This window comes from Larkinella sp. VNQ87 (assembly GCF_049445795.1).
Taxonomy (GTDB): domain Bacteria; phylum Bacteroidota; class Bacteroidia; order Cytophagales; family Spirosomataceae; genus Larkinella.
On sequence record NZ_JBMSDT010000006.1, the window covers coordinates 66,386 to 89,080 of the forward strand.

Consider the following 22,695-nt stretch of genomic DNA (forward strand, 5'->3'; position numbering starts at 1 on the left):
CAAAAGTAGGAAAAATTGTGGAAATGAAGGAGGGTTGTTACACAGAGTTTATCAGAGAATATCAGAGTTACACAGGGTTTTTCTCTGATAAACTCTGATGTTCTCTGATAAACCCTGTGTAACAACTTCAAATCTTCTACACATACTTCCTCCGGCGGGTGAATTGCCAGATAACGCCCACAAAACCAACCAAAACCAGCGGCCCCAGCAGGTTCAGGAGTTGCCAGGAAAACCGCTCCTCCCGAAGCCGGATTTTATCGAGCGGTCGGAGCGTCACTTGCCGGGTTCGGGCCGCGATGATGCCGTTGTCGTCCAGCAGGTAATTGACCGCGTTCACCACGAAATCCTTGTTGGCAAAGGTGTTTTTCGAGAAGCGTTCGTAGCCGAGCGGGTAGGGGGTGTTTGTCCGGTAATTAATGTCGTTGATGAGCAGATCGCCGTCGGAGCAGATCACGATTTTCGACGGTTCGCCCTGCGCCTTGAACGTGGCCGCGCGCGGGTCGCCGGGCAGGATGCGGTTGGCGTACAACGACTGAAACCGCCCTTCCAGCAGACAGGCGATGAGTTGCACCCCGCTGTCGTACGTGCGCGGGTCGGGCTGCTGCCGGGCTTCGTTGTAACTCACCAGCGCGGGCGCTTTCAGGATTTTGGTGTACTGCGACGACAGCAACAGGGGCGTTTTGGCGACGCCCACGGCCTGCACGGTATCGAGCGTACTCGTGAACCGGCTGTAAACCGCATCCAGATTCCGGACTATTGGGTTCCTTCCAAAATTGTTGATTAACGGAAAAAACCGCCAGGGCAGCAGTTGCACGTTCGGTTTGTCGCCCATGTTGCCGACGTTCAGCGGAATCAAAGCACAACTTAAGTCCTTGATAATGTCGTTGTTGACCCGGACGCCCCAGCGAAAAAAGAGGTCGTTCAGGTTCAGGTTGAGGGGTTGGGCGTAGGTGCCTTCCCGCCCGATGCTGTCGATTTTCAGGCCGTCGACAAAAAACAGCGCCTTGCCACCGTTGACCACAAACTGGTCGATTTTGTATTTATCGGCTTCCGAAAACGGCCGGTCGGGCTTGGGCACAATCAGGCCGTCGAGGCCAACCAGATCACGGGATGCTTGTAAATCAATCAGCTTGATGACGTAAAACTCCTGCAAGGTCGCCAGGATGTCCGACATCCGCAGCGGTTCGACATCGGTGTACGAAACCGCCACGCCAAGGAGTTTCTTTTTCTTCACGGTCAGTCGCCGGATGGCCGACGCCAGTTCGTATTCGACGTTTTCAATCGACTGATTCAGTTGCTCTTCCGCTGAATTCGTGCGATTTCCGCGCAGCAGCAAAACCGGTAATTCGCGCCCCTGGTAGGAGACGATGGCCCACGGGTAAATCAGTTGCTCGGTCCGCTGGTTGCCTTCGCTGCTGAAGTTCAGGTTGGTGGGCGTCAGGCCCTTTTGCAGCAATTGCGTCTGGAAAGCGGTCCGTTCCTTTTCGTTCGGGTTAGCGGTTGGGTCGATAAATCGGTAGGTTAGCGTCTGGTCGGTTCGGGCCTGGAACTCCGCCAGCGTTTCCCGGATGCTCGTTTCCAGCCTTTTAAAACCGGGGGGCAGGTTGCCCGTCAGGTAGACATTGACGTGAATGTCATCATCGAGATTCGCCAGTAAATTCTGCGTGGCATCCGACAGCGTATACCGCCCTTCTTCGGTTAAATCGACCCGGAAAAATAAAAAGGACGACAATAGGTTAACCGCCACTAAGGCAGCCAACACGATGCCGAAACGAAACAAAAATGACTTCATATCTGCGTAAAACGCTGAAAGCAGTTGAGTGGTACGAAAGTAGAAGAAAAAAGTCAGATTCATTACCGGCTAATTTTTTCTTTCCCGGCGTAGGGGGGAGAACCATGATAGCGGTCTTAGGGCTGTAAACAACATACTACTGAACTACTTGTCATGCGCTACGCACACGCACTCCTTCTCGTCCTGCTGCTGGAACTAGCCGGTTTCGGCAGCAGGGCTTTTGCCGGTGGCAACGAATTTCCGGTGCCGCCGTCCTCGCCGACCCGCCTGTTTTACATCCAGCGGAGCAACAATGCCAACACCGTCATTTACGAAGCAAATATGCTGGCGGGTCGTCGTCTGGACCCCAACGAGCCGGTGAATGTTTACTGGATTCGGTACGCCGAGCGGGGGCAGCGCGAGAAACTGTCGCTTTTTCAGTGGAAAATGGCGTACGGTTACAAGCACCAGGCCCTGGATTGTAAAGCCGACTGCTTCGAAATTCAACTCAATGCCTTCAAGAAGCGCCTGATCTGGGTGGACCTTCAACATGGAAAACCGGTTGCGCTGACGACCATCAATGGACGCAAAGCCTGTCTGCAAAAGGTTTTTGTCCAACTGGAATCCGAATCGGGGCTAATCCCAAAAGTGCGGTACGTCGAATTGTTTGGCGTCGACCCTGTCACCGGTACACCGATTTACGAACGAATGATGGTGTAAAGAAACCGGAAAAGCAGAAACCGGCGCGGCTTTCGATGCCCTTGCTATCTTTGCTGGTAACAACGAAACCCTGACCACCATGCCGGAAACCGCTTCTCTCGACCTTGCGCCGATTACCCGCCACCTGCGGGCCATGTTTGGCTCCCGACTGCTCATTGCCGCCGTTCATCACCTGAACGTTTTTGAAGAACTCAGCGATGGCCCGCTTTCCATCACCGAACTCCGCCAGCGCCTGGGCTTGAAGGAACGCCCGGCTAGCGTATTGTTTCCGGCGCTTTGTGCGATGGAAATGCTTGAATATTCCGAAACCGGCGATTTGCAGATCACCGCGTTAGGCCGGTATCTGACGCAGGAACAGACGCCAAATCTGATTGGGTATGTAGGCCTGGAGAAAGACGATCCGGGCGCGGTTGAAATGGCGGTTCGACTCCGGAACGACGGTCCGCTGGAAACGCCCCACGGGATTTCGTACGTGAAAGACGGCGATGAACCTTCGCCAATGGACGACGCTGAACTGTCGCGGATGTTTACGCTCGGCCTGGCCGGACGCGCCCGAAAGCTGTCGCCAATCGTGGCTGCCAGTCTACCCAAAACCGATGGTCACTTGCTCGACGTGGCCGGTGGCACCGGTTTTTACACTTACGAATGGTTGCTGCTGAATCCGGATGCCACGGCAACCCTGCTCGACCGCCCGGCGGTTTTGGCCGTGGCCGCTGAACTGCTCGACGAGTTTTCCCAAAGCGGTCGTCCGGGGGCCGAAACCGTCCGGGATCGGGTCACCTTTCTCCCCGGCGATATGCTGACGGATGAATTGCCCAAAACTGATATACTGCTGGCCGCCAGTTTGTTCCACGACTGGCCGACTGATACCTGCCAGTTGCTCGCCCACCGCTTCGCAGCCGCCCTCCGGCCTGGGGGACAACTCTGGGTGCATGATGCCTTTTTGAACGATGAACTCGACGGCCCATTGGCCGTGACGGATTATTCGGCTCAGTTGTTCTGGGGAACCAAAGGCCGATGCTACAGCCGAAATGAATACCGCCAGTGGTTTTCGGCGGCCGATTTGGAATCGACCGATGAGAACATCCCGACCCAGATGGATTACGGCCTGATCTGGGCGCGAAAACCGTAGCGGTTATTTGGCCTGCCCGGCTTTTCGCATGATTTCGACCACTTTATCCACCGGAAGCTGCTCGACCCGGCTTCCCCGGTGACCGGTCAGGGTGCGGGCGGCAAAAAGGGAGTTGATGATGGCTTCTTCGGTGGCTTCAATGGCGGCCAGAAAGCAGGGCGACGCGTCGTCGTTCCGCAAGACTTTCAGTTCGTCGAACGAGGATTGGGAGCTGTTCGGAATCCGGTTGGCGGTCGAAACAGCGATGACGTAATCCCCGCTGCCGTTGGACGCGATGCCACCTGTTCGGGCCAGGCCCAGGAAGGCGCGTTTGGCGAGCCGTTTCAGGTTGCGAGCATCCAGGGGCGCATCCGTCAGCACCACCATCATGCAGGAACCATCGAGCTTTTCCTTAAACGAAAACTTGCCCAATTCGATGCCGACCGGCACCCCGGCGATTTGCAGCACCCCGCCGAAGTTGGTCTGGACCAATACACCCACCGTGTAGCCGCCGAGCGAAGCCGGGAGTTTGCGGGAAGCCGTACCGATTCCGCCCTTGAAGCCGAAGCAAACCGTGCCGGTTCCGGCCCCGACGTTGCCTTCTTCCACCGGTCCGGTTTTGGCCTGCCGGATGGCTTCCAGCACGTGCATTTTCGTAACCGGGCGGCTCCGGATGTCGTTCAGGCCGCCGTCGTTGGTTTCGCCCACGACCGGGTTGAGCGAACGGACCTGCCCGTTGCCGGGTTGTGCCAGGGTGTAGTCGATGAGGGCGTCGGCGGCTGTCGGCACGCCCAGCGTATTGGTCAATACAATCGGCGTTTCGAGCGTACCGAGTTCTTCGACCTGGCTGTAGCCCGCCAATTTTCCGAAACCGTTACCAATGTAAATAGCCGCCGGGCATTTCTGCTGGAACAGGTTACCGTCATGAGGCAAAATGGCCGTCACGCCCGTCCGAACACTCTGTCCTTCCTGCAACGTCACCTGCCCGACCCGTACGCCCGGCACGTCGGTGATGGCGTTGAGCGGTCCCGTCGGCAACACCCCGAAGCGGATGCCGTAGGCGCGGGGACGTTGGGCGGTTTGGGCAAAAAGAATAGACGAGCCCAGCAGAAAAAGGGCCGTGATCAGCAGGCGGAACGTTGGTTTCATGTTTCCCAAGATAGGAAACGAACTGCAAATTTACTGCGGGATCTTCTTTTTTCGTCGCCGAAGCCGCAGCATTTTGTTGATGTCTTCTTCGGTGGTCTGGTCGCCGAGCAGGATGCCCCAGGGTTCGAGGCCCTCGACGCGGTCAAAGATGACTTTCAGAATGGCAATGATCGGAATGGACAAAAACATGCCCGAAACGCCCGCCAGCGCCCCGCCGAGCAGCACGCCCACGATGGACACCAGCGCGTTGATCCGGACTTTGGTGCCGATGATCATCGGCACCAGAAAGTTGTTGTCGATAAACTGAACGACCAGAAAAACCGCCACGACGCCCGCCAGCGTGGCCGGTTCGGGGTGATTAACAAACGTGACGGCCACCGCCAGCGCTGTGGCCACCAGCCCGCCGATGTACGGAATTAAATTCATGATGGCGGCAATGACGCCCAGCAACACCGCATACTGAACACCCAGGATCAGCAAACCGACCGAGTTGAGCACGGCCACACAGGCGGTTTCGGCCACCAACCCAACCACGTAACTCTGGATGACGGCCCGGATTTCGCGCAGCACTTCGCGCACCCGTTCGGTGTGCTGGTCGGCAAACAGCCGGATCGTAAACTGAATCAGCATCGTCCGGTAATACAGGAGCAGAAAAATGTAAATCGGCAGGATCAGCAGCGTGCCCAGCGGCCCGGTGATGGCATCGAGCGAGCCGGGTCCTTGCAGGGTATCCATCGTCTGGTCCTGGGCTTTTTTGAGGTACTGGTCTTGTTGCCGGTAGCTGACGTTGTACTCTCGCCGGACCCACCGCCGGGTGTCGCGGTAAAAGTCATTCAGGTTCCGCTTCAATTTCGGCCAGTCGTCGGTAAAATTGGCAATCTGCATCGACAGCAGCATGGTCAGACCGGCCAGCAACACAATTGCAAGCAACAGCGCCAGACTGATCGCAACGGTTTTCGGAACACCCCGCCGGATGAGCCACGCTTCGACCGGGCGCAGCAAAACCGCCAGCAGCCCCGCCATCAGAAACGGCACGATAATGTCCTGGCCCAGGTAAAAACCGGTCAGAATCAGGCCAATAGCCAGCAAATTGTGCGAAAGCTGGTGGTAGAACGGTCGGGGTGTAACCGATGGCATAGTGGGCGGTTTTGTGACAGTGCTGTGATTACCGTTCCTTCTTTCCCTCTCTGTACCAAAAACCGAACTCAGGAAGCAATCGGGCCGGAAGGATCGGCGGTATTGACAAATGTAACGGATTGCCCTAAACGATCAAGCGGAACCGGTTTTTCATTATGCAGAAAACCGTCCTTTCTGGTAATGCGCGGGTGTGGTGCCCGTCCAGCGTTTGAAGGCCCGACTGAAGGCACTTAACTCGTTGTACCCCAGAATGTAGGAAATCTCTTTCACCGGATAGCGGCCCGACGAAAGGTAATTGACGGCCAGCGTTTTCCGGATCGAATCGGCCACCTGCTGATACGTAACGCCTTCTTCCTGCAATTTCCGCTGCAAGCTGCGCGGGCTGGTGTTGAAATTGGCCGCCATTTGTTCCAGGGTCGGAATGCCCAGGTACGCATTCGTCAGCAGGTAGTGACTGATGCGTTCGTTCAGGGCCTTCGCCTGCTCGAAGTGCCGGTTTTGCTCATTGACCTTCTTCAGCAGCAGGCTCTGCAATTCGTAATTGGCAGTTAGAATGGGTTCGTCCCAGTACCGCCGGTCAAACTCCAGGGCATATTCACCTGGTTTTTTCTCCGGTCGGCCCCGTAACACGCGCTCGTACTCGCCGGGATTCGACAGTTCGTACGGTAGCCGAACGGCCAGCGGGCTGATTTTCTTCAGCACCAGGCCGTCGGCTTCGTGCAGCGTGAAAACCATGAACAATTCCAGCATCTGCTGCAAAACCGGTGCTTTTTCCAGCGCCGGATCGGGCAGAAACCGAACCGTGAAGGAGCGGTCGGATTGCGCCACCTGCATCCGCACCGCATCCGTGATCAGGTGCAGGGCGGCAGCCGCGTGTGTCAGAGCCTCGCCGACCGTCGCGCAGCTTTGCACCAACTGCCCCACCACGCCCAAAGCCGCCAGTTGCAGCGACTCGCCAAAGTGCAGCCCAAACAACGGGTCTCCCGTCAGGTGGACGGCGTTTAGCCAGAGATCACCGAATTGTTTGGGGGTTAAGGTTTCGGCCGGATTTGTGCGAAGCGCCTGTAAATCAATGTGTGAGACTTGTGCCAGTCTTTCGGGGGCTACGTCTTTCTGGGCGGCATACGCCAGCAAACTGAGCGCCAGTCGGTTTTGCGGATTTTCCATGCCGTAAAGGTACACGGGATTTGCGCTGCCCGGATGCGGTTGTCGTCAACTGGTAACCGATTGGCGCTTTCGGGTAAGCCCAGCCCGGCGGAGCGATTCTACCTTTGTCTTATCACTAAAACAAATACATGTATGAAAAAGACAACCCTGCTGTCGAAAGCCCTGTGGGCCAATGTGATTTTTGCCGAAGTGGGCGCCCTTGCCTTTCTGTTTCTGGGTAATAAACTGCCGTTTTTGGACGAAATGGCGGGTGGTCGGCCGCTGCTGTTGGGTGCTGAGCTACTGCTTCTGTCGGGGCTGGCGACCTACGCGGCCCTGCGCCCCGCCCAATCCCGGCGACTAATTCAGGTGATCGTGGCGATGAACCTGTTGCTGGCCGGTTTTTACCTGGAGACGCTGTTCTGGGGACCAACGCTTTCCGTCCTGGCCTTTGAACTGCTGCTACTGGACACGGCGATCCTAGTCGCCCTGGCGGTCGCGCAAGTGGTCGGATTGCGAGCGGTTTTTTCAACGAAGAATGTGACGCTGACTGTGTAATTTATTATTAATAAGGCTCGTACTGCAATCAGCATACAGTACGAGCCTTTACACAAAAACTAATTGTTTTCAGCTTTCCTGATAATTCGGAGTAATGCATGAATTGTATTCAGGTAATAGTTAAACATCCAGCGATACCAGATTGCTTTGTCATAGTCCGTTTTCTGGTTAGCGTTGTGGTGTCTGATTCCAAAGTTATTTGCGAGATTAAATAGGTCTGCTTCGTCCGCCCTTGTTAAATGTTTTTTAGCTTCGTCCCTGGTAAATTCTAGTACGGCCGTTAAATCACGGATTGCATCTAATTTTTCATCCCATGTTGATTTGTGTCTCCGAAATTTTAAAATAGCACCTTCTATTAACCTCTTAATGTTCTGCTCATCGGTTGTTGGAATCTCAGCTTTAAGCAATTCGGCCATTCCAGCATCTGGTAGAATAAGTACTTCCCCTGTCTCTGAAAGTTCATAGCCTTCTTCGTAGTCTTTTAAAATATGGTTTATCTCCTCTCTAAGGGCTTGACGTCCAGCTATATCGTCGAATTCATGATAGTGCCACCCACAACCTGAAAACCTATGGTAATATCCGTCGATTGGTTTCGAAATATGATCGTACAAGAACTCAATTATATCAAAAAGATCTCCCTCGCTGTAGTCAATTATTTTCTTATCAATAGGCCACAAATAATCCTTTTTAATATGCAGAAACAGAACAGCTTCAATATCAGCACCTAATTCTCCAGGTACATCTTCACTGTCGACGCAGTAGTAACCGAAGTATTTTTGAAAATATCCAGTATTATCATACTTCTTATAAAGAACTAGAAACAGGCGTTTGAGGATATCCAAATTAAGTTTAGGATCAATTTGGAGTTTGCCCGTCCTGACTGAATAATAATCCCGCTTCATAACAACCGTAAAAGCCTATAAAATCTTTCTAAGTTGACTGTAACCCCGCCCCCGGCTGGCTGAAATGCTGGATAAGAGCGCGGTTAACCTTACGCTCAGCGTGCCATAGCTCGTAATTTTTTTGCAGATTAACCCAAAACTGGGCGGTATTCCCAAAGGCTTCGGACAATTTAACCGCCAATTCGGGGCTGATACCGGCACGCTCATTGACGATAGCCGATAAATTGGCGCGAGCAATGCCCAGGCCTTTCGCTACTTCTGTAATGGTCAGGCTTCGCTCTTTAATGTATTCTTCCCGTAAAATCTCGCCCGGATGTACCGGCGGCAAACCGCGTTTGATCATGGTTTTTGTTCAATGATAATCGATGTAATCAACGTCATAAATGTCACCGTCGGCAAACCGGAAAATGATCCGGTAATTTGGCGTAACGGTAACGGACCAAAAATCTGCCAGATCTCCTGTCAGCTTATGAATGCCAGAACCCATCTGTTGAATATCGCTAACTGATGTGATGGCCTCCAATTGGTCGAAAATTCTTAAATACGCTGCTGGCAACTTTGAGCCATTACCTTCTTCGTAATAAAATTGAAGCCCCTTATGCCGAAAATTTATGATCATAGCAGAACGTAATATGTAATATTACACAATACGGGCGTGATAATACATGATTTCGTCCCTTTTGTTGAATCATCAACAATCACTCCCCATCCTGAATAATCCTCCGGCGGTGTTTCATGCCCCAGTTTCGCATGGCTTCCAGCACTTCTTTGAACGTCAGTCCGTAGTCCGTAATGGCGTATTCCACACTGATGGGGCGAGTTTCCAGCACCGTCCGCTTCACTAACTGATTCAGTTCCAACTCCTGCAATTCCTTCGACAACATCCGGGGTGTAATGCCGATTTCGCGGGCGAGTTCCTTAAACCGGAACGGACGGCTTTCCAACGTGATCAGAATGGGGAGTTTCCATTTGCCGTGGATGATTTCCAGCGTGTCCTGAATCGCACGCCGACTGCGGGAGCAGCTTTCTAATGTATGCTCTGTCATCGCTATCCTTTTTGATACCGGTATACTTTCTGTAACTGATAACAAAACTATACCAAGTCACGGTAATTTGTCTATCCAACGAACAAAAAGTATTATGGAACTTCTCATTTGGATCGTACAGGCCGGATTGGCCTTATTTTTTCTGTTGATGGGCATCAACAAACTTCGGATCTCAAAACAACAGTTAATCGCCGAACACAAAATTGCGCCGGAGGGCTCAGCCACACCTGTCCGATTTATCGGCACGATGGAAATTCTCGGCAGCATCGGCATTGTTCTGCCGGTCTGGCTCAATGTGTTGCCTTTTCTGACCTCGGTGTCCGCTCTGGGTTTCTGCGTGGTTATGGTCGGGGCAACGGCTGTACACTTTAAGAAGAAGGAGTACAAGGTACTGCCCGTACTAACGATTCTTTTTGTGCTGTCGGCAGCGGTGGCCTGGTATCGCTTTTAAGCGGTTCTTCACGAACGAGGAAAACCGTTGTCATTCATTTAGAGGTAGGAAACGGTGTAAACGGTCTTCTAAAGCAATCTTTCTGCCTGGCGCCGGGGTGTACGTATGACCAAAAGTGCACCCCGGCACTATTCGGGTTTTCGGACTACCGGTCTTTTTATTGTGTAGTATAGACGCAGAGAAAATAGTAAATTTTTTGTCTATAAGGATTTCATAAAAATGAGTTGACAAGCCTCGCTGACTATGTATTTTTATAGCATTTAGTTAGCAAAAGGTATAAAATACTTGTAAAGTACCATTGCTATCTAAAATTTAGTGGCACACACTTGTTGTATTTATTCAATAGCTTCGTTAACTTTGTAAGACTGTTTCAGTTCCCGGTTTGTACGTTTGATGGAACTGAAGAAGTAACGGTTTCTCCAACCGGTTTGATTTCACCGTAACATTCCTGAATCGAATTTTAACGCTGTTAGTAACCGCTTTTTTCGTTACGAGTGTATGTCATTGCCATTAACCCAACAACAAGCTGAATCAGCCGATTTCCTGAAATCATTTCCCCAGTTCGATTGCATCGCCGACGCCCTCGACCGGCGGCAGTGCATCGACAAACGCACCGGCCAACGGCACAGCATCATCCGGCTGGACAAACGGCATTACGCGGTGGTGCCACCCCAGTGGGTTCAGCAACTCGAACGGGCGGGCTATCCCATTGCCGTCCGGTAAGCCACATTCGGTTTTCGTTCTCATTCTCCCGGTATGAGTTGGTTGGAAGGGTAATACCGCCTACCTTGCCAACATGAAAAGACAGATCCGGGAAGTCCGGTATTTTCTTTCGGGTCAGCATTTCTCGGATGGTTTGCGAATCACGCTGGCCATCCTGATTCCTTCCGTTCTCTTTTACCAGTTTGGGCACTTCGAAACCGGCCTGCCGATTTCGCTGGGTGCTTTGTGGGTCAGCATTACGGATGCCCCCGGTCCCGTCACGCACCGGCGAAACGGCATGCTGGCTGGGTTGCTGCTCGTCGTGCTGGTGTCGCTCATTACCGGTTTTGTCCGGATGAATACCTGGCTGCTGGGCCTGGAAATTGCCCTGTTCAGCTTCTTCTTTTCCATGTTTGCCCTATATGGCAACCGGACCACCTCTATCGGTACAGCGGGCTTGCTGGCGATGATTTTGATGATGGACCGCGAACTCAAACCGGTCGAAATCTGGCAATACGGCGCGCTGGTGCTGGCGGGCGGGTGCTGGTACATCGCTATTAGCCTTACGTTTTCGCGTTTGCTGCCGTACCGGGCCGCTCAGCAGGCATTGGGGGAATGCATTCACGAAATTGCCAAATTCCTGACGATCAAGGCTGAATTTTATAGCGTTCGGACGGATTTGCAGGAGGATTACCGGAAACTGGTGGCCCAGCAGACCTTTGTTAGCGAGAAACAGGATGCCGTGCGGGAAATCTTGTTTAAAACCCGGGTGATCCTAAAAGAATCGACCCGGACGGGCCGGTTGCTGGTGCTGACCTTCGGCGATGTGGTCGATCTGTACGAGCAGATCGTGGCGATGTATTACGATTATGCCTCGATTCGGGAACGGTTTGGAAAAACCGGTATTCTGGACGAAATCGCGCGGCTAATCCGGCAACTGGCGGTTGAACTGGATTACATCGGGCTGGCCATTCAGTCAAACCGACCTTACAAAAGCCGCACCGACCTGATGCGGCACCTCGAACGGCTGAAAGTAAACATTGATGAGATTGGTAAACAGGATAAAGACGGCAGCAATTTCGTCCTGAAAAAAATCCTGATCAGCCTCCGCAACCTCAACCAGCGGCTCTCCGACATTCACACGTATTCGCCCCACGACGAAAGCGAAAAACCGGGACCAAACCGGGTCACCGAATACGCCCGGTTTGTGTCACATCAGGAAATCGACCCGAAACTGATCCTGAATAGCCTGACGCTCAGTTCGTCCATCTTCCGGCATTCGCTGCGGGTCATGATTGCCTGTCTGGTCGGTTTTGTGGTGGCCAAACTGATTGCCTACGGACATCACGGCTACTGGATTTTGTTGACGGTTTCGGTGATCCTGAAACCGGCGTTCAGCCTGACCAAACAACGCAATTACGAACGGATCATCGGCACCGTCATCGGCGGACTGATCGGCGCGGGGCTGCTTATGTTTATTCCGAGCCTGACCGGTTTATTCTGGGTGATGCTCGTGCTCATGATCGGCGCGTACAGTTTCCAGCGGGTCAACTACATCGTCATGGTCATTCTGATGACGCCCTACATTTTGATCTTACTCCGGTTTCTGGGGTTGGGAGGCCTCAACCTGGCCGAAGAACGCGTGCTCGATACGCTGATTGGCTGCGTCATCGCCTTTGCCGCCAGCTACCTGTTCCCGCGCTGGGAATCGCAACAACTCAAGGGTTTGCTGCGCGGTGTGCTGGAAGCCAACCGCAATTACCTGCGTATGCTGGCCGACAGCCTGGCGGGAAAACCGCTCAGCCTGACCGACTACAAACTGACCCGGAAGGAGGTATATGTCAATTCGGCCAACCTCTCGGCGGCTTTTCAACGGATGACCTCGGAGCCACAGAGCAAACAGTGGCACCGGAGCGAAATTCATGAATTTGTGGTGCTAAACCACATTTTATCGTCCAACATCGCCACCATTACGTCGGCCCGGCTGGGAATGGAGCGCCCCGTTGTCTGCCCACCCGATATGCTGAAACCGGTCCGGCGCTCGCTAACGGTCCTGACCGAAAGCCTGAAGCGGTTTGACCCCAAACCCGCGAAAACCACCCTCGGGCCACCCACCGCCGAACCGGTGTCGTCCGACAAGCCGGAAAGCCTGCCCCTCGACGACCGGGCGCTGAAGGAACAACTGGAATTTATCCAGAAGCTTAGTCACGATATCAGCAAACTCACCGACACCATTCTGGCCTGAACCATCCCGGTTTTAGTCCTGTCATGGAAGCCCGTATCCATTTAACCCAAACTGAATTGACTACTTGGTATAACCTAGTACCTTTGAATCAACAATCGCAGTAGAAATAACAGAAACAGTAAACAACTAAACTAATAAAGCCATGACAACGAAACAGTTGCACCGCATTCCGTCCGAATCCATGTTAGGGGGCGTAGCCGCCGGACTGGCCGAATATTTCGGTATCGATAAAGTTTGGGTTCGTCTTTTCTTCGTATTGACGCTCATTATCCCGAACCCTATTCCCATCGTTCTGATCTACATCGTTTTGTGGATCGTGATGCCCAAGGGCCAGCGGTATTACGAGGCCCGACCCGACCAGCATCCGTATCATTCGTAACATCACCCACCGATTATACAAAAACCGGGCTCAATAGGCCCGTTTTTTTGTGATCCTATCCCTACAATAACCCTATTTATTCAGCACTCAGATTCAAAATTTCATCAATTCGCCAGACGCCGTTTTGGCGTACAAGCCTGAATTCATAATTTGCCAGCAAGTCAACTTCAACGCTGGCCCGGTCTTTTCGAACCGTCACTTTTTCAATTTTTAGCTTGTTCAATGAAGCCAGTTGTGTATCGACTTCCTGGCTAAGCAACACCAGATCGTATTCAAAACCGGTCGGTGGCCCTTCGTTCTGCGGGCTGAGCTGAAAGCCCTGTTGTCGTTCCCGAAAATAAAGCCGCCATTCGTTCAGGTACCGGTCGGTCAGTCGCTGGCTGCTACGGAGGTAAGTCAGGTATTTCTCGCCGTTTTTGAAATTTACCGCGTAATTTTTACCCGGTTTCTGGTCGACCAGGATAATTCGGCTGATCGAATCAGCATGGCTTTTATACCAGCTCAGGAAGCCTGTCACCGTTCGGACGACCGAATCTTTCCCCGATAGGGCCGGGCCAATCGCATTTTGTTGCATCGTATCCATTCGATAACCAAAGATGGACAGTCCGAGCAGCCCGCTCAGAATCAGACTCTGCATCATAATTTTCCGGCTGAATTTGTTTCCAGGTAGTTTTTAAATGATGTAAACGTCGCAGGGATATCATTGACATCGGCGTACAACTCCTCGTGCATTTTCATGACTTTCGGCAGGTCATCGCCCTGCGGGGTGCGATAGTCGGGATCAGCGCCCCGTTCCAGCAGAAGATGACAGACATCCCACAATTGTTCGAAGGCTGCGTACATCAGCGGAGTATACAACGGTTTGATGGCGTAGCCAGTGCTGGCTGACAGGGCATCCGGGTCGGCACCGTAGTTCAGCAGTAGTTTCACTTTTTCCAGTCGGTCTTTATCATATTGCATCACCTCGAACAGAATCGGACTCGACTCGTAGGCCTGAGCATTGGGGTCGGCTCCTTTTTTCAAAAACCACTCCAGCAACGCCACAGACCCGGTTTGACAGATCAAAATATGGGTGGGCGTATGCACCGAATCTGGTCCCTGAATGGTCGCGCCCTTCTCCAGCAGCATTTCCATACACCGCAGACTGGACGTCGAGGCATTGACTTCGACGGCTTTCTGGGCGGCAAAATCGAGCAGCGTCGTGTTCTGATAGCCGCATTCGTTCAGTTGCGGAACCGGTTTCTGAAGAAGCGCCTGAAGCCGAATGGTATCGGAAGTGGCAATGGCAGCCGCGATTTCCCGGCGCGGCTGGTCGTCAAAAAAGAAGGAGCCATTGCTGCGGGCTTCCTCCGCCCGGTTTTGCTCCTGCATGGTGAAGTAGTTGCTGATGATATTGTAGACGATGATCAGCAAGGGCAGCGCCAGAACGATCAGAATGATGATTTTGAGCGCCCGATAGGGGAGAAGGTTCAATCCGAAAAGGGCCGCCAGAATAAAAGCGCCGAGAAAGGCAAAGCCCGTTTCCATGCCCCGACCGGCCGCATCGTTGCCCGAACGGTTTACGTTCATCAGGGTATAAACAACCAGCAGGCCGTATAGCCCGATCAGAATCCAGTTGGTAATGGTGATCGTTTTCATGCTTCAAAACTCCGCACAAAAACCGCCCGAAGCTATTGACAATCAACAACGGGCGGTCTTCAACCAACCAGTGCCGGTTTTAGCCCACGAATCCCAACCGGCGGGACGTCTCATTCAATAGATTTCCGGCAGAAATTAATCAGTTGCGTGACGGTTTTTGAACAAACTTAAAGTAACTTAGGTATCTGAAAGACAGTGAGTTTTTTACGTTCCGCCCTTTCCAGGAAAACCATTCCGTTATGAAACGATCTCTCACGCTCCTGCTGCTCCTTCTGTCGATAGCCGCCCGTGCCAACTCCATCCTGATTCCGATGGACGACCGCCAGAAAAACCACCTTAAATCCTACGGGATTGCCTACTTTGTACTGAAAGCCGGGCTGGAGGTCGATTGGCTGCTGAACTACCGGGGCGGCAGCTTTCTGATCAAACACAGTCCGACGGTCGAAACCGAGTGCCGGGTGCGGGGCATTTCGTTCGACATCATCTCGGATGCCGAAGCCAATACCATTCAGCAGCAGATTGCCAATCCCGATCTGAACATGGCGTCCGTCAAGCTGGTGTCGGCGGCCAAGATTGTAGTCTACTCACCGATCAAGGTCAGCCCGTCTGAATTTGAGAATACCGATGCGGTTTTGCTGGTGCTGAAATACGCCGAGATTCCGTTCGAGGTGGTTTACGACGAAGAAATTCTGAAAGGCGATTTGGTCAAATACGACTGGCTGCACCTGCACCACGAGGATTTTACGGGACAATATGGCCGGAATACCCGCCGGATGTCGACTGAAGATGTGAAAGCCCAGGAAGACATTGCCAAAAAATTCAACTTCCCGAAAGTATCGCAGATGAAACTGGCGGTGGCTAAAAAAATCCGGGATTTCTGCGCCGGGGGCGGATACCTGTTCGCGATGTGTTCGGGGGCCGAAACCTTCGACATTGCGCTGGCCGCCGAGGGCGTCGATATTGTCGGCAGCACCTACGACGGCGATGGTGTCGATCCGAATGCGCAGTCGAAACTCGATTTCGACAAAACCGTTGCCTTTCACAACTTCACGCTGGAGCTTGACAATGGCTACGGCGGCATGGCGTTTTCCGACATCAATAGTTCAGCAGGACGGTTTGGCGGCTGGGATCAGCCTTCGGGCTATTTCAGTTTGTTCAACTTTTCGGCTAAATGGGACATGATTCCGGCCATGCTGGTCCAAAACCACGAGTCGAACATTAAGGAGTTTCACGGCCAGACGACGGCTTTCCGCAAAAGTACCGTCAAACCGAATGTGCTCGTGATGGGTACCAGCCCTTCCTCCGACCGGTACATCTACGGCGAAGTGGGTATGGGCCAGTGGACCTTCTACGGCGGCCACGATCCCGAAGGCACCCGGGGGGGCGGCTGGCGGATGGCCACCGACCTGAACCTGCACCCCAACTCGCCCGGCTATCGGCTGATCCTGAACAACGTGCTGTTTCCCTCCGCCAAAAAGAAAAAACGAAAAACCTGATTGATATCCGGACACTCCAGATCCGCAGGACCAGACTGTGGATAACCCCGGGTGCGGGCTGGATGCTGGATGGGAGCTCATTACCCCGCCCCAGGCCCGGCGGGCCTGCCCGTGGATAACCCCGGGTGCAACCCGGGGCGGGTGGGCGGGCGGATCGTCAGACGGGGCGCGAGGACGGGATACTGGATGGGGGAGGATAGCCTGGCGATGCCGGAGCAGCCCATCACCCTGCACTCGCCCCGGGTTGCACCCGGGGTTATCCACGGGCAAGCCTTTCAGGCTTGTGGGTTGCAGCCGTTGGTGGTCAGGCTTCGGGAGATGTCGGAGCCTGACGTTGGAGGGCAGCCTGTTGCAAGGCGTTTTTCAACTCTTCCACCACGATGGGTTTGGCAATGTAATCGTCCATCCCGGCACGCAGGCACTCTTCGCGGTCGTCGGCCATGGCGTTGGCGGTCATGGCAATAATGATCGGTTGCGGACCGGCTTGCTGCCGGATACACCCGGTCGCTTCCAGGCCGTTCATTTCGGGCATCTGCACATCCATCAGGATCACATCGTAAAACCGGCGTTGCACCAGATCGAGCACTTCGCGTCCGTTTTGGGCCAGATGGGGCTGATAGCCCAGTTTGCCGAGAATATTCAGCGCCAGCCGCTGGTTGGCCGGATAGTCTTCGGCAATCAGAATCTGCAACGGGTACTCCTTCGCGAAGGTATCCGAAAGCGAACGGTGACCGGTTTTGGCCGCAGGCGATTGCGGATCGCCCGACTGTTTCAACTGTTTCTGCACCACATCGAACAGTTGTTGCTGCTTGACGGGCTTGGTCAACACCGCGGAGAAAAGCTCCGGGTAGGCTTTACGGGTTTCTTCCCCAACGGAACTGAGCAGAATAATCGGTACGGGCAGGTTCCGGCTCCGGATCACCCGCGCCAGTTGAACGCCGTTCATTTCGGGCATCTGCATGTCGGTAACGACCAGATGAAAGGGCGATTCGTGTGTCATCATACTCAGCGCCTGCTTGCCCGATGAAGCCGTCACCACGACCAGCTTCCATTCTTCAAAATAGGATTTCAAAATGGTCAGGTTGGTGGCATTGTCGTCGACGAGCAAAATTCGTTTCCCTTCGTTTTCGCCGGTATTGAAGAAAATGTACTGTCGCTGGGCCTGCTGGCTGACTGCACACCGGATGGTAAAGCTGAACGTCGTTCCCATTCCTTCCCGGCTATCGACCCATATGGAGCCGCCCATGAGTTTGACCAGCCGTTCGCTGATGGCCAGCCCCAGGCCTGAACCGCCATATTTGCGGGTCATCGACGAATCGACCTGCGAGAAGGCCTTGAAAAGCCGTTGCAGCTTGTCTTCCGGAATGCCGATGCCTGTATCCCGCACCCGAAATTCCAGTTCCAATTCCTGTTCACTGAGCTTCTGGTGGACGCCGATGCTGACAAATACTTCGCCCCGTTCGGTAAATTTGATGGCATTCCCGACCAGGTTGATTAGAATCTGCCGGAGCCGCAACGCATCGCCGATGATTTGCGTCGGGACCGGGTGTTCAATTTCGTAGAGCAGATCCAGTTCCATCTGAGCGGCTTTGCTGGCAAACAGGTCAAGTACGTCTTCCACGCAATGCCGTAAATCTACATCCTGCTGTTCCAACTCCAGACTGCCGGATTCGATCTTTGAAAAATCCAGAATATCGTTGATGACGCCCAGCAGGTTGGTGCCGCACTGGTGAATCGTATCGACGTATTCGTGCTGTTCTTCGGTGAGTTCGGTTTCCTGCAACAAATACGTCATCCCCAGCACGCCATTCATGGGTGTCCGGATTTCGTGGCTCATCGTAGCCAGAAAGATACTTTTGGCCTGGTTGGCTTTTTCGGCTTCCTCCCGGGCCAGTTGTTCCTGTGCACGTTGTTCGTGAATTTCCTCAAACAGTGCCTGCAAGTGCTCCGACTGGCTCTGCAATTCCTCTTTTTGAACCAGCACCTCGGCCGTCCGTTCGCCAACCAGCTCTTCCAGCGCGTTTTTCTGTGCTTCGATTGCTTTGATCCGGAAGCGGTATAATCCGTAAATCACCAGCAAAATCAGCAGCCCGAGTGCCGTTCGGAACCACCAGGTCTGCCAGTAGGGGGGCGTAATGATGATGCGCAGGGAGGTGCCCCGTTCGTTCCAGACGCCGTCATTGTTGGAGGCTTTCACGCGGAACACATACTCCCCCGGGTCGAGGTTGGTATACGTGGCAGTTCGGGTCTGCCCCGCATAAATCCAGTTCCGGTCAAAACCGTCCAGCTTGTAGGCATACTGGTTTTTCTCCGGCAGTGAATAATTCAACGCGGCAAACTTTAACGTAATCATCGACTGCCGGTAGTCCAGCGTCAACTCGTCGGTTTCGCTGATGCTTTTCCGCAGGGGCGAATCTGATGCGCCGATCACGACCGGTTGGTTGAAAAGTTGAAAATCCGTAATAAAAACCGGCGGAACGGTGGGGTTGTCGCGCAGGCTGTCCGGATAAAAGCGGTTCAACCCGTTGGTTCCGCCAAACCACAGTCCACTCTGCGGACTGGCGAATACCGACTGGCGGTTGAATGAATTGCCCTGTAACCCATCGCTGACCCCATAGACCCGGAATTGTTTCGTTCGTGGATTAAAGTAACAAAGTCCTTTATTTGTGCTGATCCACAGGTTTTTATGGTTGTCTTCTGCAATACCCTGAATCACATCGTTGGGTAGACCCTCGGGCTGGCGGTAAATGGTGAACACTTGTTTTTGAGCATCGAATCGGTTCAGCCCGCTGTCGGTTCCGACCCACAATGTTCCATTCCGATCCTCAAAGATCTGATTGACCAGGTTGTTGCTGAGGCTACCGGGTCGGTTCCGATTGTACTTGTACACCGTAAACAGGCCGGTTTTGTGGTCATACCGATGCAAACCGCCCCCTTCTGTACCGATCCACAGTGTGCCCTGACGGTCGCAGTAGAGGGCACGAATAGTGCCGTGGGTGAGGTTGCCGGGCTGGTTCGGGTTTGGCCGGTAATGCGTAAACAGGCCGGTTTTGCGGTCGTAGCGACTGATACCGGCCCCGAGCGTGCCCAGCCAGAGGTAGCCCTCCCGGTCTTCCACGATCGCACAAATGGTTTCGTGACTGATTCCCCGGGCATCGTTGGTTTTGGAAAAATTGGAAAACGTTTCCGTCGCCGGTTGCCATAGACTTAAACCGCCTTTGAAGTTACCGGTCCAAAGGTTATGGTCACGGTCTTCGTATACGCACATCACAAAATCGCTGCCCAGGCTGCGCGCATCACCGGGGCGGTACCGGTAGCTTATGAACCGATTGGTGCTTCGATCCAGGCAATTCAGACCGCCCCCGTCCGTTCCCAGCCAGATCCGTCCCTGGTAATCTTCCAGGACCGACAGGACATTGTTATTGGCCAGGCTGTTGGGGTTGTTCTTTTCTTTCCGGTACAGGGCAAATTTCGGTGGTTGCCGATCATAAAAATTAATTCCTCCGCTGTAGGTTCCCACCCACATATTGCCCTGCCGGTCCCGGCAAATCGCATAAATCGATCCGTTATTCAGGCCCTGCGGGTTGTTTTCGTCGTGTAAATACCGGCTTACACCGGTACGAACTTTGTTTAGGACGCTGATTCCCCCGTTGCGGGTGCCAATCCACAGGTTTCCGGCCTGATCTTCTTCCAGCGAGATGACATCATCGTGGCCGATGGTGTTGGCATTCCGTGGGTTATGACGGTAATGGGTAAACGTTTGTTCATCGGGATTCAGTCGGTTTAAGCCCCCGCCTTCCGTTGCGATCCAAAGCTGGTGTTGCGAATCTTCCAAAAGGGCCGTCAGTTGGTTGTTACTCAAGGAAGCTGGGTCGGCAGTCTTGTGGGTAAAATGTCGGAACGTGTTCGTAACCTGGTCCAGCACGTCCAGCCCGCTGGTTGCCGTGGCCACCCAAACCCGCCCCTGCGCATCCACCAGCACGTCGTTAATCACATCGCTGCTCAGGCTACCCGGTTTTGCCGGATCATGACGGTAGGCTATAAATACTTCCCGTTCCGGATCGAAGCGGTTGAGTCCTCCGCCTTCCGTACCAATCCACAAATGTCCCTGCCGGTCTTCCGTCAAGCTCTTGACCCGGTTGAAACTCAGACTACCGCTACCGGTTTCGGTGTGCTGGTAATTGGTAAAAGAGTTCGTTTCCGAATCGAACCGGCTCAATCCGCCATCTTCAGTACCCACCCAGATACGGCCTTTTCGGTCTTCGTACAAGGCCAGAATGAAATTATGACTCAGGCTCCTGCTTTTTCGTGGATCATTCCGATATACGGTAAACGTATACCCATCGAAGCGGTTGAGGCCATCCTGCGTACCAAACCACATGAAGCCCCGCTTGTCTTGCAATATGCACGTGACGTTGCTTTGGGAAAGACCATCGTCGGTTGTCAAGTATTTGAACCGGATTGGATTCGCCTGGGCAGTAACCAGCAGAATGAAGAACGGGAATACAAAAGCGATGCACTTTATAAATTTCATACTAACCCCATTGAACGGTTTAACGGCTCCCAGGCAATCCTGGCAAAATATAATCTTGTCTGGTAATGCCACTATTTTATATCAAAAACCGTGCATAATATCCAGCCGGAATGGTTGGACGTTCCGGATTCAGACTCCTAAGTCCGTCAATTCGGCCAGACCAGCGTTTTGTGAGGTATTATTTTTTTTCGCCCGGTTATTTATTCGATCCGACTTGCAGTTCATTCCCGCTTAAATGCCCGATAACCAATTCTTTACTTTGGGAATTATGGAACGATTTCTCACCTTATTCATTACCAGCCTGTGCATAGCCCCGCTGTTTTTCTTTGTTTTTGCGGGTGTCTTTTTTTCGATGCATAAAGGGTCGGGCGAGGGCAGTCTGGGAGTCGCGTACTTCGGAACCTGGTTTGGTTTTCTGATCTCTTTTTTTGGGTTTTTTCTGGTCTGGTGGCTGGCCCAGCGGTTTGTTACGGGTACGTATCTGCGTTATCTCCAGATTTTTGATGGCGCAGCCCTTATTGGCTGGGTTGTGGTCTACCTGATCTGGTCGGAGGATCAGCCCAAAACGCTCAATTATCCGGATCATCGGCCGGAGCTGGATGTGGAGGTGCGCTTCACTAAATCATACCTGAACGGCGCAGCCATCGACTCGCTGGTAGAATTCCAATATATTGGTCAGGATTTCGAATCGCTCCAGCCTATGCACGTCCGAGAAGAAGGGAATTGGATGATTCTGCCGTGGGGGACAACACCGCTTGAAGTCAACAAATGGCAACTGCGCGTATTTGTTCGCAATTATACGGTCGATTTTCAACTAAAATTACCCAAACGTCCGCAAGAATCAACGGCATGGTCGGATTGGGTTAAACCGGCTGCTGAGCAGCAACAAGAACCCTTACCGGATATTCTTACGCAAAGCATGGCCTTACGCTACCGGTTTCGGCTCGTTCCGCATGGTTCATTGTAACCTCCTGCCTTCGCTAGGAAAACCAGAATCGAAAACAGGGGGTTACAGAGAATTCGATTTTTAGTGTACTTCTTCGGCGTACAGGTTGTAAATCTCCCGAACGGCTTCCAGCTTCTTGTCGAAATCGATTTTCAGATCGATCAGCCGCCCGGTAGAGATGTCGAACACCCAGCCGTGTACTTTAAGACCCCGATCGCGGAAAGCTTCCTGAATAGCCGCCGTTTTGATCAGGTTAAAGCACTGTTCTTCGACGTTCAACTCGACCAGCCGGTTGTACCGCGCATCCAGGTCCGCAATCGCGTTCAGTTCCTCTTTGTGCAGCCGGTATACATCCCGGATGTTCCGCAGCCACGGGTTCAGAATGCCCATGTCGACGGCCTGCATGGCCGCTTTGACGCCCCCGCAGTTGTAATGCCCGCATACGACCACATGGTTGACCTTCAAATGCCGGACTGCATAATTCAGGACCGACATAACGTTCAAATCGACGTTGTTGACCAGGTTGGCAATGTTGCGGTGCACGAACACGTCACCGGGCTGAACGCCCATGATATCTTCGGCCGTCACGCGGCTGTCGGAGCAGCCAATGTACAGAAATTCAGGGCTTTGGCCCTTCGATAAGTTCTTGAAGTAGTTTTCATCAATCGCCAGTTTATCGGCAATCCACTTCTCGTTGTTCTGAAAAACGCGCTCAATAGTCATGGATAGGTGTTAAATAGTAGGCCATTAAAGTACGACACACG

General features: G+C 53.1%; 21 protein-coding genes. 9 read left to right on the top strand and 12 right to left on the bottom strand.

All coding sequences use genetic code 11. From position 1 onward, the window contains the following. Window positions 1-136: 136 nt before the first annotated feature. The gene (gene gldG / locus ACO2Q8_RS11540) at window positions 137-1,792 is read right to left on the bottom strand and encodes a gliding motility-associated ABC transporter substrate-binding protein GldG (RefSeq protein ID WP_423344962.1); all 1,656 of its coding nucleotides are present in this window, start codon (window positions 1,790-1,792) and stop codon (window positions 137-139) included. 153 nt (window positions 1,793-1,945) lie between these two features. Here gldG and ACO2Q8_RS11545 point away from each other — a divergent pair, with 153 nt between their 5' ends. Together ACO2Q8_RS11545 and ACO2Q8_RS11550 are read left to right on the top strand one after the other, a co-directional pair. Beyond that, a complete protein-coding gene (locus tag ACO2Q8_RS11545; protein ID WP_423344963.1) occupies window positions 1,946-2,491 on the top strand; it encodes a DUF4833 domain-containing protein in 546 nt (181 codons plus the stop codon). 79 nt (window positions 2,492-2,570) lie between these two features. Next, a complete protein-coding gene (locus ACO2Q8_RS11550) occupies window positions 2,571-3,623 on the top strand; it encodes a methyltransferase (RefSeq protein ID WP_423344964.1) in 1,053 nt (350 codons plus the stop codon). Window positions 3,624-3,626: 3 nt separating this feature from the next. Here ACO2Q8_RS11550 and ACO2Q8_RS11555 read toward each other — a convergent pair whose 3' ends face one another. From ACO2Q8_RS11555 to ACO2Q8_RS11565, 3 genes are all read right to left on the bottom strand, one after another. Beyond that, a complete protein-coding gene (locus ACO2Q8_RS11555) occupies window positions 3,627-4,751 on the bottom strand; it encodes a P1 family peptidase (RefSeq protein WP_423344965.1) in 1,125 nt (374 codons plus the stop codon). 30 nt (window positions 4,752-4,781) lie between these two features. Continuing rightward, window positions 4,782-5,888 (bottom strand): AI-2E family transporter, encoded by a 1,107-nt coding sequence (locus tag ACO2Q8_RS11560; RefSeq protein WP_423344966.1) that lies wholly within the window; start codon window positions 5,886-5,888, stop codon window positions 4,782-4,784. A gap of 153 nt (window positions 5,889-6,041) precedes the next feature. Next, on the bottom strand, window positions 6,042-7,055 hold the full coding sequence (locus tag ACO2Q8_RS11565) for an AraC family transcriptional regulator ligand-binding domain-containing protein (protein ID WP_423344967.1): 1,014 nt from the start codon (window positions 7,053-7,055) through the stop codon (window positions 6,042-6,044). A gap of 132 nt (window positions 7,056-7,187) precedes the next feature. On the opposite strand from ACO2Q8_RS11565, the gene ACO2Q8_RS11570 reads away from it, so the two are divergent. Then, window positions 7,188-7,592, top strand: coding sequence for a hypothetical protein (locus ACO2Q8_RS11570; RefSeq protein ID WP_423344968.1), 405 nt, complete (start codon window positions 7,188-7,190; stop codon window positions 7,590-7,592). Between the two features lie 59 nt (window positions 7,593-7,651). Here ACO2Q8_RS11570 and ACO2Q8_RS11575 read toward each other — a convergent pair whose 3' ends face one another. The 4 genes from ACO2Q8_RS11575 to ACO2Q8_RS11590 all read right to left on the bottom strand — a co-directional run bounded on the left by ACO2Q8_RS11575 (window position 7,652) and on the right by ACO2Q8_RS11590 (window position 9,540). Continuing rightward, window positions 7,652-8,494, bottom strand: coding sequence for a hypothetical protein (locus ACO2Q8_RS11575; RefSeq protein WP_423344969.1), 843 nt, complete (start codon window positions 8,492-8,494; stop codon window positions 7,652-7,654). 28 nt (window positions 8,495-8,522) lie between these two features. Then, a complete protein-coding gene (locus ACO2Q8_RS11580; protein WP_423344970.1) occupies window positions 8,523-8,837 on the bottom strand; it encodes a HigA family addiction module antitoxin in 315 nt (104 codons plus the stop codon). 9 nt (window positions 8,838-8,846) lie between these two features. Further along, entirely contained in the window at window positions 8,847-9,113 is a 267-nt protein-coding gene (locus ACO2Q8_RS11585) for a type II toxin-antitoxin system RelE/ParE family toxin (protein WP_423344971.1), read from the bottom strand. A 79-nt stretch (window positions 9,114-9,192) separates the two neighbouring features. Next, window positions 9,193-9,540 (bottom strand): winged helix-turn-helix transcriptional regulator, encoded by a 348-nt coding sequence (locus ACO2Q8_RS11590; RefSeq protein ID WP_423344972.1) that lies wholly within the window; start codon window positions 9,538-9,540, stop codon window positions 9,193-9,195. A 94-nt stretch (window positions 9,541-9,634) separates the two neighbouring features. Between ACO2Q8_RS11590 and ACO2Q8_RS11595 the strand changes: the two genes are divergently transcribed. The 4 genes from ACO2Q8_RS11595 (at window position 9,635) to ACO2Q8_RS11610 (ending at window position 13,317) form a co-directional block, all read left to right on the top strand. After that, window positions 9,635-9,991: a DoxX family protein gene (locus ACO2Q8_RS11595; RefSeq protein ID WP_423344973.1), complete on the top strand. Its 357-nt coding sequence runs from the start codon at window positions 9,635-9,637 to the stop codon at window positions 9,989-9,991. Between the two features lie 498 nt (window positions 9,992-10,489). Then, window positions 10,490-10,714 (top strand): hypothetical protein, encoded by a 225-nt coding sequence (locus tag ACO2Q8_RS11600; protein WP_423344974.1) that lies wholly within the window; start codon window positions 10,490-10,492, stop codon window positions 10,712-10,714. A 73-nt stretch (window positions 10,715-10,787) separates the two neighbouring features. After that, the gene (locus ACO2Q8_RS11605) at window positions 10,788-12,938 is read left to right on the top strand and encodes an FUSC family membrane protein (protein ID WP_423344975.1); all 2,151 of its coding nucleotides are present in this window, start codon (window positions 10,788-10,790) and stop codon (window positions 12,936-12,938) included. 142 nt (window positions 12,939-13,080) lie between these two features. Beyond that, window positions 13,081-13,317 carry a PspC domain-containing protein gene (locus tag ACO2Q8_RS11610; protein ID WP_423344976.1) on the top strand — a complete coding sequence of 79 codons (237 nt, stop codon included), beginning with the start codon at window positions 13,081-13,083 and terminating at the stop codon, window positions 13,315-13,317. A 76-nt stretch (window positions 13,318-13,393) separates the two neighbouring features. Here ACO2Q8_RS11610 and ACO2Q8_RS11615 read toward each other — a convergent pair whose 3' ends face one another. Both ACO2Q8_RS11615 and ACO2Q8_RS11620 read right to left on the bottom strand, forming a co-directional pair. Further along, window positions 13,394-13,957, bottom strand: a complete 564-nt coding sequence (locus ACO2Q8_RS11615) for a hypothetical protein (RefSeq protein WP_423344977.1) — start codon at window positions 13,955-13,957, stop codon at window positions 13,394-13,396. Beyond that, window positions 13,954-14,955: an ankyrin repeat domain-containing protein gene (locus ACO2Q8_RS11620; protein WP_423344978.1), complete on the bottom strand. Its 1,002-nt coding sequence runs from the start codon at window positions 14,953-14,955 to the stop codon at window positions 13,954-13,956. The genes ACO2Q8_RS11615 and ACO2Q8_RS11620 overlap by 4 nt, the downstream gene beginning before the upstream one ends. A 239-nt stretch (window positions 14,956-15,194) precedes the next feature. On the opposite strand from ACO2Q8_RS11620, the gene ACO2Q8_RS11625 reads away from it, so the two are divergent. Further along, complete coding sequence (locus tag ACO2Q8_RS11625; RefSeq protein WP_423344979.1) at window positions 15,195-16,451, top strand: asparagine synthetase B; 1,257 nt, start codon at window positions 15,195-15,197, stop codon at window positions 16,449-16,451. Window positions 16,452-16,755: 304 nt separating this feature from the next. Here ACO2Q8_RS11625 and ACO2Q8_RS11630 read toward each other — a convergent pair whose 3' ends face one another. Then, window positions 16,756-20,985, bottom strand: a complete 4,230-nt coding sequence (locus ACO2Q8_RS11630) for a two-component regulator propeller domain-containing protein (protein WP_423344980.1) — start codon at window positions 20,983-20,985, stop codon at window positions 16,756-16,758. A gap of 268 nt (window positions 20,986-21,253) precedes the next feature. Here ACO2Q8_RS11630 and ACO2Q8_RS11635 point away from each other — a divergent pair, with 268 nt between their 5' ends. Further along, window positions 21,254-21,952: a hypothetical protein gene (locus ACO2Q8_RS11635; RefSeq protein WP_423344981.1), complete on the top strand. Its 699-nt coding sequence runs from the start codon at window positions 21,254-21,256 to the stop codon at window positions 21,950-21,952. A gap of 60 nt (window positions 21,953-22,012) precedes the next feature. Here ACO2Q8_RS11635 and ACO2Q8_RS11640 read toward each other — a convergent pair whose 3' ends face one another. Further along, the gene (locus tag ACO2Q8_RS11640; protein WP_423344982.1) at window positions 22,013-22,654 is read right to left on the bottom strand and encodes a carbonic anhydrase; all 642 of its coding nucleotides are present in this window, start codon (window positions 22,652-22,654) and stop codon (window positions 22,013-22,015) included. Window positions 22,655-22,695 lie beyond the last annotated feature (41 nt).